The sequence below is a fragment of the Pseudomonas sp. SbOxS1 genome (genome assembly GCF_013416725.1).
In the GTDB taxonomy this organism is placed as follows: domain Bacteria; phylum Pseudomonadota; class Gammaproteobacteria; order Pseudomonadales; family Pseudomonadaceae; genus Aquipseudomonas.
Map to the genome: position 1 here is coordinate 267,422 of NZ_JAAVXC010000007.1, position 12,028 is coordinate 279,449.

11 protein-coding genes are annotated in these 12,028 nt (G+C 61.7%); 8 read left to right on the plus strand and 3 right to left on the minus strand.

Translation table 11 applies throughout. From position 1 onward, the window contains the following. The first annotated feature begins 243 nt into the window (after positions 1 to 243). From paaA to paaZ, 8 genes are all read left to right on the plus strand, one after another. Positions 244 to 1,233, plus strand: coding sequence for a 1,2-phenylacetyl-CoA epoxidase subunit PaaA (gene paaA, locus HFK74_RS11715; protein ID WP_180203631.1), 990 nt, complete (start codon positions 244 to 246; stop codon positions 1,231 to 1,233). A 125-nt stretch (positions 1,234 to 1,358) separates the two neighbouring features. After that, positions 1,359 to 1,640: a 1,2-phenylacetyl-CoA epoxidase subunit PaaB gene (gene paaB / locus HFK74_RS11720; RefSeq protein ID WP_007943393.1), complete on the plus strand. Its 282-nt coding sequence runs from the start codon at positions 1,359 to 1,361 to the stop codon at positions 1,638 to 1,640. Between the two features lie 8 nt (positions 1,641 to 1,648). Next, positions 1,649 to 2,410: a 1,2-phenylacetyl-CoA epoxidase subunit PaaC gene (gene paaC, locus HFK74_RS11725; RefSeq protein ID WP_180203632.1), complete on the plus strand. Its 762-nt coding sequence runs from the start codon at positions 1,649 to 1,651 to the stop codon at positions 2,408 to 2,410. Beyond that, positions 2,397 to 2,930, plus strand: coding sequence for a 1,2-phenylacetyl-CoA epoxidase subunit PaaD (paaD, locus tag HFK74_RS11730; RefSeq protein ID WP_180203633.1), 534 nt, complete (start codon positions 2,397 to 2,399; stop codon positions 2,928 to 2,930). Before paaC ends, paaD begins: the two co-directional genes overlap by 14 nt. Positions 2,931 to 2,961: 31 nt before the next feature. Further along, a complete protein-coding gene (gene paaE, locus HFK74_RS11735) occupies positions 2,962 to 4,038 on the plus strand; it encodes a 1,2-phenylacetyl-CoA epoxidase subunit PaaE (RefSeq protein WP_180203634.1) in 1,077 nt (358 codons plus the stop codon). A gap of 169 nt (positions 4,039 to 4,207) precedes the next feature. Further along, positions 4,208 to 4,516 carry a DUF485 domain-containing protein gene (locus HFK74_RS11740; RefSeq protein ID WP_180203635.1) on the plus strand — a complete coding sequence of 103 codons (309 nt, stop codon included), beginning with the start codon at positions 4,208 to 4,210 and terminating at the stop codon, positions 4,514 to 4,516. Further along, the gene (locus HFK74_RS11745; protein WP_180203636.1) at positions 4,513 to 6,159 is read left to right on the plus strand and encodes a cation acetate symporter; all 1,647 of its coding nucleotides are present in this window, start codon (positions 4,513 to 4,515) and stop codon (positions 6,157 to 6,159) included. The genes HFK74_RS11740 and HFK74_RS11745 overlap by 4 nt, the downstream gene beginning before the upstream one ends. Before the next feature lie 35 nt (positions 6,160 to 6,194). Next, the gene (paaZ, locus tag HFK74_RS11750; RefSeq protein WP_180203637.1) at positions 6,195 to 8,249 is read left to right on the plus strand and encodes a phenylacetic acid degradation bifunctional protein PaaZ; all 2,055 of its coding nucleotides are present in this window, start codon (positions 6,195 to 6,197) and stop codon (positions 8,247 to 8,249) included. Positions 8,250 to 8,545: 296 nt separating this feature from the next. Here paaZ and HFK74_RS11755 read toward each other — a convergent pair whose 3' ends face one another. From HFK74_RS11755 to HFK74_RS11765, 3 genes are read right to left on the minus strand one after another with little or no spacing between them, the layout of a single operon-like run. Further along, positions 8,546 to 9,397: a LuxR C-terminal-related transcriptional regulator gene (locus HFK74_RS11755; RefSeq protein ID WP_257230299.1), complete on the minus strand. Its 852-nt coding sequence runs from the start codon at positions 9,395 to 9,397 to the stop codon at positions 8,546 to 8,548. 53 nt (positions 9,398 to 9,450) lie between these two features. Beyond that, the gene (locus HFK74_RS11760; RefSeq protein WP_180203639.1) at positions 9,451 to 10,869 is read right to left on the minus strand and encodes an aminotransferase; all 1,419 of its coding nucleotides are present in this window, start codon (positions 10,867 to 10,869) and stop codon (positions 9,451 to 9,453) included. Between the two features lie 39 nt (positions 10,870 to 10,908). Beyond that, entirely contained in the window at positions 10,909 to 12,015 is a 1,107-nt protein-coding gene (locus HFK74_RS11765) for a polyamine ABC transporter substrate-binding protein (protein WP_180203640.1), read from the minus strand. Positions 12,016 to 12,028: the final 13 nt, after the last annotated feature.

Genomic DNA, 12,028 nt, shown 5'->3' on the forward strand with positions numbered 1-12,028 from the left:
GCCCCCTGTAGGAGCTGGCTTGCCAGCGAAGACATTCGTCCATTCGATAAATTCGCCTGCTGATCCACCGCTTTCGCTGGCAAGCCAGCTCCTACAGGAGGGGGAACGGTGTGTCAGGAAGGACCGCTCATCCCAAAGCGATACAAAAACAAATACGACACGTCATTTTCTGTTTGATATTAATTTCTGTATCGCTTATAAAGTTCTCCATGCCCTCGAACAGATTCACGGCGGGAGACCCCCATGTACGCACAGCTCGTAGAAACAGGCGTAAAGCGCATCAAAGACCTCTCGGAGATGTCCGATGAGGAGCGCGCCTTCCAGGAAAAAATCGATTCAGAAATCAAGATCGAAGCCAAGAACTGGATGCCCGATGCCTACCGGCAAACCCTGATCCGGCAGATTTCCCAGCACGCCCACTCGGAAATCGTCGGCATGCTCCCGGAAGGCAACTGGGTCACCCGTGCGCCAAGCCTCAAACGCAAACTGCAATTGATGGCCAAGATCCAGGACGAAGCCGGTCACGGCCTGTACCTGTACAGCGCCATGGAGACCCTGGGCGCCGATCGCGATACAGAAATCGACAAGTTGCACAGCGGTAAAGCCAAGTATTCGAGCATCTTCAACTACCCGACGCTGAACTGGGCCGACATGGGCGCGGTGGGCTGGCTGGTGGATGGCGCGGCGATCGTCAACCAGGTAGTGCTTCAGCGCACCTCCTACGGTCCGTACTCGCGGGCGATGATCCGTATCTGCAAGGAAGAGAGCTTCCACCAGCGCCAGGGCTACGAAATTCTCCTGACCATGATGCGTCACGGTACCCAGGCGCAAAAAGACATGGTCCAGGACGCGATCAACCGCCTGTGGTGGCCGTCGCTGATGATGTTCGGCCCGAGCGATGAACATTCGCCGAACAGCGCGCAGTCCATGGCCTGGAAGATCAAGCGCCAGAGCAACGACGAACTGCGCCAGCGCTTCATCGACCAGACCATCCCGCAGCTGGAACTGCTGGGCTGCACCTGCCCCGATCCGGACCTGAAGTGGAACGCCGAGACCGGCCACTACGACTTCGGCCAGATCCAGTGGGACGAATTCTACGAAGTGCTCAAGGGCAACGGCCCGTGCAACCAGGAACGCGTCGCCACCCGCCGCAAGGCGATTGAAGACGGTGCCTGGGTTCGTGAAGCCGCCGTCGCCCACGCCCGCAAAAAACAAAACAAGAACGCCGCCTGATTCGGCCAACAAACCGTGTAGGAGCTGGCTTGCCAGCGAAGGCGGCCTCGAGAGTAGCGGCGATTTCACTGCCGTCTTCGCTGGCAAGCCAGCTCCTACAAAGCAACCGATGTGGAGTGAATGTCATGTCCGAGTGGACCCTCTTCGAAGTCTTCGTGCGCAGCAAGCACGGCCTCAACCACAAACACGTCGGCAGCGTGCATGCCGCCGACACCACCATGGCCATCGAGAACGCGCGCGAGCTTTACACCCGTCGCAGCGAAGGCGTGAGCCTGTGGGTGGTGCCTTCGGCGCTGATCACCGCTTCGTCGCCGGATGAAAAAGACCCGCTGTTCGACCCGTCGGACGACAAGGTCTACCGCCATGCCAGCTTCTACGAGCTGCCGGCCGAAGTCGGGCACATGTGAGGTCGACCATGAATAACAAGACCGATCTGATCGAATACCTGCTGCGCCTGGGCGACAGCGCCCTGATCCAGGGCCAGCGCCTGTGCCAGTGGTGCGGCAAGGCCCCGGCACTGGAAGAAGAGCTGGCGCTGATGAACGTCGGCCTCGACCTGGTGGGCCAGGCGCGCAACTGGCTGGATTACGCCGCCGAGCTGCTGGACGACGGCCGCGACGCCGACGACCTGGCGTTCCGCCGCGACGAACGCGCCTACCGCAACCTGCTGCTGGTGGAACAACCCAACGGCGACTACGCGGTGACCATCCTCAAGCAGTTCCTGTATGACGCCTGGCACCTGCCAGTCCTCCAGGGCCTGAGCCAGTCCAGCGACGAACGCATCGCCGGGATCGCCGCCAAAGCGGTGAAGGAAGTCACCTATCACCTGCGCCGCTCCGGCGAATGGGTCGAGCGCCTGGGCGACGGCACCGAAGAAAGCCACAAGCGCATGCTCGCGGCCATCCCGGAAGTCTGGCGTTTCACCGTGGAACTGATCGCCGCCGATGACAGCGAGCAGCGTCTGTGCGAAGCCGGCATCACCCCGGACATCGCCAGCGTGGCGGCGCAATGGCAAGCCAAGGTCAACCAGATCTTCGCCAGCGCCACCCTGCCCGTGCCGGCCGCGCCAAGCTATTTCTACCTGAACGCACGCAAAGGCCTGCACACCGAGCACTTAGGGATTCTGCTGGCCGAAATGCAGTTCCTGCCACGAGCGTACCCCGATGCAACCTGGTGAGCTGATCGCCAGCGACCAGGGCGCCCGGCCGGTACAACCGAGCGACTTAACCGCCGCCTGGGCGATCCTGTCGCAAGTCATGGACCCGGAAGTGCCGGTGGTCAGCGTCGTTGACCTGGGGATTGTCCGCGATCTCGATTGGCAGGCCGGGCACTTGCACGTGGTGGTCACCCCGACCTACTCCGGCTGCCCCGCCACCGAAGTGATCGAGGGCGATATCCGGGAGGCGCTGGAGCAGGCCGGTTTCCAGGCACCAAACCTGGAGCGCCGGTTGACCCCGGCCTGGACCACCGACTGGATCAGCGACAGCGGCCGCGAGCGCCTGCGCGCCTACGGTATTGCGCCACCCGAGGGCAGCACCAGCAAACGCAGCCTGCTCGGTGAGAGCCCGGTGATCTCCTGCCCGCAATGCGGCAGCGTCCACACCGAGGTGCTCAGCGAGTTTGGCTCCACCGCGTGCAAGGCGCTGTATCGCTGCGTCGATTGCCGGGAACCGTTCGACTATTTCAAGTGCATCTGAGCGGCATCGACCGTCCAGCTGGAGAACAACAATGAGCAAATTTCACAGCCTGACCATCAAGGATGTGCGCACCGAAACCCGTGACGCGGTGTCCATCGCCTTCGAGATTCCGCAGCACCTGCAAGACAGCTTTCATTACACCCAGGGCCAGCACCTGGTGATGCGCACCCAGCTGGACGGCGAAGAAGTGCGCCGTTCCTACTCGATCTGCACCGGGGTCAACGACGGTGAACTGCGCGTGGCGATCAAGCGCGTGGCCGGCGGACGCTTTTCCGCGTTTGCCAACGAGCAGTTGAAGGCCGGGCACAGCCTGGAAGTGATGCCGCCCGCCGGGCATTTCAGCGTGGAACTCGACCCTGCTCGCCACGGCAACTACCTGGCAGTCGCGGCCGGCAGTGGCATCACGCCGATCCTGTCGATCATCAAGACCACTCTGGAAACCGAGCCCCACAGCCGCGTCACCCTGCTGTACGGCAACCGCTCCAGCTCCGGCGCCCTGTTCCGCGAACAGCTGGAAGACCTGAAGAACCGGTACCTGCAACGCCTGAACCTGATCTTCGTGTTCAGCCGCGAGCAGCAGGATGTGGACTTGTACAACGGCCGGATCAACGCCGAGAAATGCGAGCAGCTGTTCAGCCGCTGGCTCGACGTCAAGACCCTCGACGCCGCCTTCATCTGCGGCCCACAGGAAATGACCGAGACCGTGCGCGACAGCCTCAAGGCCAGGGACATGGATCCTGCACGCATTCATTTCGAACTGTTCGCCGCCGCCGGCAGCCAGCAGAAACGCGAAGCCCGCGAAGCCGCCCGCCAGGTCGATGCGGCGGTCAGCCAGATCACCGTGATCAGCGATGGCCGCGCCCTGGCCTTCGACCTGCCGCGCAACAGCCAGAGCATCCTCGATGCAGGCAACGCCCAGGGCGCCGAACTGCCGTACTCGTGCAAGGCCGGCGTGTGCTCGACGTGCAAATGCAAGGTCATCGAAGGCGAAGTGGAAATGGACAGCAACCACGCCCTGGAAGACTACGAAGTGGCCGCCGGCTATGTGCTGTCGTGCCAGGCCTTCCCGATCACCGACAAGGTGGTGCTGGATTTCGATCAGCTCTGAAACACCGCAATCCCTGTAGGAGCGAGGCTTGCCCGCGAAGAGGCCATCAGATCCAACATTGATGTCGCCAGATACACAGTCTTCGCGGGCAAGCCTCGCTCCTACAGGGTCTAGGCAGCACTTCCAAACCTGCTTCACACAACAACAAAAACAAAAAGGAGAGCGCTCCATGACACCCAAAGACATAGAACTCATCCACCAGCACCCCGACTTCATCCAGCTGGTACGCCGCAAGCAGGCGCTGTACTGGTCGCTGTCGCTGATCATGCTGGTGATCTATTTCGGCTTTGTCCTGTTGGTGGCGTTCTCCCCCTCCACCCTTGGCCAGTCCCTGAGCGGTGGCGTGACCACCGTGGGCATGCTGGTGGGTGTGGTGATCGTGGTGCTGGCCTTTGCCTTGACCGGTTTCTATGTCTATCGCGCCAACAACGTGATCGACCCGCTGAACGAAAAACTCAAGCAGGAGTGCGTCCGATGAGCCGCCTTCTCGCGTTGTTCCTGCTGCCGCTGGCAGTGGTGACGGACATGGCCGTGGCTGCAGACGGTGCATCCCGTCCACTGAACTGGAACGCCATCGGCATGTTCATGCTGTTCGTGCTGTTCACCCTTGGCGTGACACGCTGGGCCGCCTTGCGCACCCGCTCGGCCAGTGACTTCTACACCGCCGGCGGCGGCATGACCGGTTTCCAGAACGGCCTGGCGATTGCCGGCGACATGATCTCGGCAGCGTCCTTCCTCGGCATTTCCGCGATGATGTTCCTCAACGGCTACGACGGCTTGCTCTACGCCTTGGGCGTGCTGGCTGGCTGGCCGATCATCCTGTTCCTGATCGCCGAACGCCTGCGCAACCTCGGTAAATACACCTTCGCCGACGTGGTCTCCTATCGCCTGGAACAGACACCCGTGCGCCTGACCTCGGCCTTCGGCACCCTGACCGTGGCCCTGATGTACCTGGTGGCGCAGATGGTCGGCGCCGGCAAGCTGATCGAATTGCTGTTCGGCATCGACTACCTGTACGCAGTGATGCTGGTCGGCGTGCTGATGGTGTTCTACGTCACCTTCGGCGGCATGCTCGCCACCACCTGGGTACAGATCATCAAGGCAGTGATGCTGCTGTTCGGCACCAGCTTCATGGCGTTCATGGTGCTCAAGCATTTCGGTTTCAGCACCGAAGCGATGTTCGCTGGCGCCACCGCCGTGCACGCCAAGGGCAGCGCGATCATGGCGCCCGGCGCCTTGCTGTCCAACCCGATCGATGCGATTTCCCTGGGGCTGGGCATGATCTTCGGCACCGCTGGCCTGCCGCACATCCTGATGCGTTTCTTCACCGTCAGCGACGCCAAGGAAGCGCGTAAAAGCGTGTTCTACGCCACCGGTTTCATCGGCTACTTCTACCTGCTGCTGATCATCGTTGGCTTCGGCGCGATCGTCATGGTCGGCACCGATCCGGCGTATCGCGATGCCGCCGGCGCGATCATCGGCGGCGGCAACATGGTTGCCGTGCATTTGGCCCAGGCTGTCGGCGGCAACCTGTTCCTCGGTTTCATTTCGGCGGTGGCCTTCGCCACCATTCTCGCGGTGGTGGCCGGGCTGGCACTGTCCGGCGCCTCGGCGGTGTCCCACGACCTCTATGCCTGCGTGATGCGCAAGGGCCAGGCCAGCGAACAGCAGGAAATGCGCGTTTCGCGAATCGCCACCCTGTGCATCGGTGTGCTGGCGATCATCCTTGGCCTGTTGTTCGAATCGCAGAACATTGCCTTCCTGTCCGGCCTGGTACTGGCCATCGCCGCGTCGGTGAATTTCCCGGTGCTGTTCCTTTCGATGTACTGGAAAGGCCTGACCACCCGTGGCGCGGTCATCGGCAGCCTGATGGGGCTGGTGTCGGCCATCGTCCTGCTGGTGCTGAGCCCGGCGGTGTGGGTCAACGTGCTGCATCACGACAAGGCGTTGTTCCCGTATTCCAACCCGGCGCTGTTCTCCATGAGCCTGGCCTTTTTCAGCGCCTGGCTGTTTTCCGTCACCGACCGTTCGCCACGTGCCGCCCTTGAGCGCGGCCGTTACCTGGCGCAGTTCATTCGTTCCATGACCGGCATTGGCGCTTCTGGCGCCAGCCAGCACTGATTCTTAACTTGATGACCAAACCCGGAGCATTTGCAATGTCCCACGCCCCTACCCTGCAGAGTTTCATCGCCGGCCGCTGGATCGGCCAACAAGGCGCGCAAACCCTGCGCAGCGCCATCGACGGCCGTGAAATCTTCCGCACCCACGAAGAGCGCCCGGACTTCGCCGAAGCCATCGAACACGGTCGCCGCCAAGGCGTCAGCGGCCTGATGGCGCTGGACTTCCAGCAACGTGCCCAGCGCCTGAAGGCCCTGGCCCTGTACCTGGCCGAGCGCAAGGAACAGCTCTACGCGATTTCCCACCACAGCGGCGCGACCCGTGCCGACAGCTGGATCGACATCGAAGGCGGCAACAGCACGCTGTTCACCTACGCCAGCCTCGGTGCCCGCGAGTTGCCGTCGGGCAACGTGGTCCACGAAGGCCCGGCGCTGCAACTGAGCAAGATGGGCACCTTCGCCGGCACCCACATCCTGGTGCCGCGCGGTGGCGTGGCGGTCCACATCAACGCCTTCAACTTCCCGATCTGGGGCATGCTGGAAAAATTCGCGCCGAGCTTCCTCGCCGGCATGCCGTGCATCGTCAAGCCAGCCAGCGCCACCAGCTACCTGACCGAAGCCGTGGTACGCCTGATGGACGAATCCGGCCTGTTGCCAGCGGGCAGCCTGCAGCTGATCATCGGTGGCACCGGTGACCTGCTCGACCGCCTGCAAGGCCAGGACGTGGTGACCTTTACCGGTTCCGCCGACACCGCCGCCAAGCTGCGGGTCAACCCGAACCTGATCCGCAACTCGGTGCCGTTCACCGCCGAAGCCGATTCGCTGAACTGCGCGATCCTCGCCCCGGACGTCACCCCGGACGACGAAGAGTTCGAGCTGTTCATCAAGGAAGTCGCCCGGGAAATGACCACCAAGGCCGGGCAGAAATGCACCGCCATCCGCCGCGCCATCGTCCCGGCCAAGCACATCGATGCAGTCGCTACTCGCCTGCGTGATCGCCTGGCCAAAGTGGTGGTCGGCGACCCGTCGGTGGAAGGCGTGCGCATGGGTGCGCTGGCGTCCCACGATCAACAGAAAGACGTGGCCGAGCGCCTGGAAATGCTGTTGCAGAGCAGCGACCTGCTGTTCGGCGCCCGCGACGGTTTCGAACCGCGCGGCGAAAATGTCGACAAGGGCGCGTTCTTCGCCCCGACCCTGTTGCAGGCCCGCGACCCGCACGCCGAAGGCGGCGCCCACGACATCGAAGCGTTTGGTCCGGTCAGCACCTTGATGGCGTATGACGATCTGGACGAAGCACTGGCACTGGCCGCTCGCGGCAAGGGCAGCCTGGTGGCCAGCCTGGTGACGAAGGACCCACAAATCGCGGCCAAAGCCGTACCGGTGGCCGCTGCACTGCACGGCCGCCTGCTGGTGCTGGACCGCAACTGCGCCGGTGAATCCACCGGTCACGGCTCGCCATTGCCACAACTCAAGCACGGCGGCCCGGGTCGTGCCGGCGGCGGTGAAGAGCTCGGCGGCCTGCGTGCGGTGAAACACTACCTGCAACGCGCCGCGGTACAAGGTTCGCCAACCATGCTCGCGGCAGTTACCGGCGAATACGTACGCGGCGCCAAGGTCATCGAAACCGAAGTGCACCCGTTCCGTCGCTACTTCCAGGACCTGCAGATCGGCGAGTCGCTGCTGACTCACCGCCGCACCGTCACCGAAGCCGACCTGGTGAACTTCGGCTGCCTGTCGGGCGACCACTTCTACATGCACTTCGACGACATCGCGGCCAAGGAATCGCAATTCGGCAAGCGCATCGCCCACGGCTACTTCGTGCTGTCGGCCGCCGCCGGCCTGTTCGTATCCCCAGGCGTCGGCCCGGTCCTGGCCAACTACGGCCTCGACACCCTACGCTTCATCAATCCGGTGGGCATCGGCGACACCATCCAGGCCCGCCTGACCTGCAAACGCAAGATCGACCAGGGCAAGAAGAGCCCGCAAGGCATCCCGCAAGGGGTGGTGGCGTGGGATGTGGAAGTCACCAACCAGCTCGGTGAGCTGGTGGCCAGCTATGACATTTTGACCCTGGTGGTCAAACGCGAAGATTGATCAAGCCTCCTGGTTGACCACAGATCTTGTGGTCAACCAAAAACCACCTGTAGGAGCAAAGCTTGCTCGCGATAACGGAGAACCAGTCGACATCATCGTCGCCTGACACTCTGCTATCGCGAGCAAGCTTTGCTCCTACAGTTTTTTGAGTGTTCACAGTTGTTGAGTTCAACCGCCGCACCCCTGTGGGAGCGAGCCTGCTCGCGATGAGGCCATAACATTCAATGAAAATATTGACCTTACTACCGCCATCGCGAGCAGGCTCGCTCCTACAGTTTATCGGTTGTGTCAGGCAATCAATGCCCGCGTAACCACTCGATAAACAGCGCAAACAACTCCGATTGCGACCCCACCTCCAGCTTCAAATACAGATTCTTGCGGTGCATGCGCACGGTTTCCGGTGAGATGTTCATCTGGCTGGCTGTGGATTTCACCGAGTGCCCTCGCAACACCATGTGCGCCACTTCGCGCTCGCGTTCGGTCAGTACGTTGCACCCAAACTGCTCGAACGCCGATTGCACCCGATGCTTGAGATCATCGCGCAGGCCTTGATCGTTATTGCCCTGGATCTCGCTACTGCGCAGCAGGCCACGCTTGCTGAATTCGTTGATGAACTCGCGCACCAGCGGTTCAACGGCGCGCAGCAGGTTCAGTTGGTCGGCCCGCAGGCATGCACCGCCAAAACCTTGATAGAGGCTCACCGAGATCTTGGTGTCATTGCCGGTATCGACGATGTAGTAGCTGTCTTCCGAGCAGCCCGCATTGAGGTAATAAGCCTTGTAATAGTCACTGTCGAAGAAGTTGTCCGGCGCGATTTCTTCCAGGTGATAAAAGCCTTGCGCCAACCCCTGCTCCACCGCCAGGCAGAACGGGTCGAGCAAGTAGCCCCCGGCAAAATAGCGTTCGAGTATCGAGACCTGATACTCCTGGGCAATCCCGCGCTGATACAGCAACTGCGGCGCGCGGTCCTTGCGCTCCAGGCTGATCATCATGGATTCGATGGACACCAGCTGCGCCAACGCCGACGCCAGGTATTGCAGGGCGTCGGGCTCATCGATATGGGCGAATGCCTCACGCATTCCCCCATGCCATTTGTGCAATGCCCCGAAGGGCATCGCGATCAGCGTATCGTCGTCTGGTTTGCTCATGCCCCGCAGTCTAGCGGCTGCACACGCCCTTGGTAACAACCCGACTGACGAAATCATTGGCCGGCGTACTGTCCGCTCGCCTCAAGCTCGGCGGCCACTTCGAGGATACAGTCGCGCAGGATCTCGACGATTTCATCGACCTGGGCATAAGTGAGGATCAGCGGCGGCGACATCACGTTCAGATGCATGATCGGCCGCACCAGCAAGCCCCTGGCCTGTGCGCGCACGTGGATCTTCTCACCGATGTTGATCTCATCGGCGAACAACGCCTTGGTGCGTTTGTCCGCGACGAACTCCACGCAGGCCATCAATTTCAGGCAACGCACATCACCCACCAAAGGCAGATCGCACAACGTGGCCAGTCGCTGTTCCAGGTAGCCGCCAACATCGTCGACGTGGGCCAGCAGGTTTTCCCGTTCGATGATTTCGATGTTCTTCAGCGCCGCCGTGCAGCACACCGGATGGCCGCTGTAGGTAAAACCGTGGGTGAAGCAACGGCCCTGGCCCGGCTCGGCGATGACCTTCCAGATGCGGTCGGAAAAGATGCACGCGCCCAGCGGCAGGTACGCCGAGGTCAGGCCCTTGGCGGTGGTGATGATGTCGGGCTGTACGTCGAACACATCCTTTGAGGCAAAGAACTTGCCCAGGCGACCGAACGAAGTGACCACCTCGTCGGCGACGAACAGGATGTCGTAGCGCTGGCAGACTTCCCACATGCGCTTGAGGTAGCCCTTGGGCGGAATGATCACCCCGCCCGAGCCCATCACCGGTTCGGCGAAGAACCCGGCGACCTTGTCCGCGCCGATCGACAGGATCTTGTCTTCGAACTCCTTGACCAGGAATTCGAGGAACTGCGCCTCGTCCATGCCCTCCGGCGCGCGGTAGGGGTTGGGGTTGGACACGTGGTGAATCAGCGGGTTGGCGTAATCGAACTCCGGCACCCGGTCGGCGGCCTTGTTGCCGATCGACATGGTCAGGGTGGTGGAGCCGTGGTACGCGTTGAAACGGGCGATGACGTGCTTCTTTTCAGGCAGGCCGCGGCAGTTCTGGTAGTACTGGATCAGGCGGTACGCGGTGTCCACGGCCGTTGAGCCGCCGGTGGTGAGGAACACATGATCGAGGTCGCCGGGCGCGAGGCTGGCGAGCTTTTCGCATAGCTCGATGGCCACGTTGTTGGACATGTCGGAAAACGGATTGGAATAGGCCAGTTGCCGTACCTGATCGGCGATGGCCTGGGCCATTTCCTCACGACCCAAGCCGATATTGGTGCACCACATGCCGCCCACGGCATCGAGAAAGCGGTTGCCCTGGGTGTCGTAGATGTAGGCGCCGTCGCCTGCGACGATGTTCAGGGAACCTTGTTCGGCGTGCTCGTCGAACACGTGATAGCCGTGCATATGGTGGGCCTTGTCGGCCTTGACCAGCCGGGACTCGTCCGCTGGGGAAAAAACGGTGCGTGTTGGCGTCGCCATAAATAAACCTCTAACCGGATTGACTAACGATCGAACGAATCAGATGCCGCTTTTCACCGTGCTCCAGACCCGGGTCATGGCGCGCATGTCCTTGGCGTCCTGGGTCTTCTGCGGGAACAGGCGCTCGCGGGTGGCGTCATCGGGGTAGATCGCCGGGTTGTTGCGCACATCGGCATTCAACAACGGCGTGGCCGCCGCGTTGCTGTTGGCGTAATGGATGTAATCGGTGACGTCCGCCATCACCTGCGGCTGCATCAGGTATTCAAGGAATTTGTGCGCGTTGGCGACATGGGGCGCGTCGGCCGGGATGTACATGTTGTCGAACCAGATCAGCGAACCTTCCTTGGGAATGAAATAGGACAGGTTGATGTTCAACTTGGCTTCTTCGGCGCGGGCCATGGCCGTCGCGTAATCGCCGGACCAGGTCATGGCCATGCACACATCGCCGTTGGGCAGGCTGGTCAGGTAATTGACCGAGTCGAATTTGCGGATGTACGGGCGCACCGACAGCAACAGTTCCTGCGCCGCCTTCAAGTCCTCCGGCTTGGCGCTACGCGGATCGCGGCCCAGGTACTTGAGCGCCAGGGGAATCACTTCGGTAGGTGCATCGACCAAGGTCACGCCACAGTCGGCGAAGCGCGAGACGATCTTCGGATCGAAAATCATCGCCAGCGAGCCGATCGGCGCATCCGGCATGCGCTCCTTGATCTTATCGACGTTGTAAGTGATGCCGTTGCTGCCCCAGGTATAAGGCGCCGAGTAGGTCGGGCCCGGGTCGAAGCCTTGCAGGTCGTGCAAGACTTTCGGGTCCAGGTTGCTCCAGCCCGGCAGCAATTTCCTGTCCAGAGGCTGGAACACCTTGGCCTGGATCAGCGGCGGTGCGAGGGAGGCATTCAGCACGATCAGGTCGTAACCGGAGTGGCCGGTGAGCAATTTGGCCTGCACCGTTTCATAGGCGTCGAAGGTGTCGTAGATCACCTTGATCCCGGTGGCCTTTTCGAAATCGGCCAGGGTTTTCTCACCGATGTAGTCCGCCCAGTTGTACAGCCGCAACGTATTGCTGTCGTTCACCTCACCGGCGTGGGCACTCAGGGTCAGCGGTACAACAAACAGACTGGAAATCACCTTAAGCAGTGTCTTGCCCATAGCAAATGCACCT

Bases quoted from the DNA above. Each gene is read 5' to 3' on its own strand.
- HFK74_RS11755 (WP_257230299.1), bottom strand. From the start codon at position 9,397: ATGAGCAAACCAGACGACGATACGCTGATCGCGATGCCCTTCGGGGCA.
- paaD (WP_180203633.1), top strand. From the start codon at position 2,397: ATGCAACCTGGTGAGCTGATCGCCAGCGACCAGGGCGCCCGGCCGGTA.
- paaA (WP_180203631.1), top strand. From the start codon at position 244: ATGTACGCACAGCTCGTAGAAACAGGCGTAAAGCGCATCAAAGACCTC.
- paaZ (WP_180203637.1), top strand. From the start codon at position 6,195: ATGTCCCACGCCCCTACCCTGCAGAGTTTCATCGCCGGCCGCTGGATC.
- paaC (WP_180203632.1), top strand. From the start codon at position 1,649: ATGAATAACAAGACCGATCTGATCGAATACCTGCTGCGCCTGGGCGAC.
- paaB (WP_007943393.1), top strand. From the start codon at position 1,359: ATGTCCGAGTGGACCCTCTTCGAAGTCTTCGTGCGCAGCAAGCACGGC.
- HFK74_RS11760 (WP_180203639.1), bottom strand. From the start codon at position 10,869: ATGGCGACGCCAACACGCACCGTTTTTTCCCCAGCGGACGAGTCCCGG.
- paaE (WP_180203634.1), top strand. From the start codon at position 2,962: ATGAGCAAATTTCACAGCCTGACCATCAAGGATGTGCGCACCGAAACC.
- HFK74_RS11765 (WP_180203640.1), bottom strand. From the start codon at position 12,015: ATGGGCAAGACACTGCTTAAGGTGATTTCCAGTCTGTTTGTTGTACCG.
- HFK74_RS11745 (WP_180203636.1), top strand. From the start codon at position 4,513: ATGAGCCGCCTTCTCGCGTTGTTCCTGCTGCCGCTGGCAGTGGTGACG.
- HFK74_RS11740 (WP_180203635.1), top strand. From the start codon at position 4,208: ATGACACCCAAAGACATAGAACTCATCCACCAGCACCCCGACTTCATC.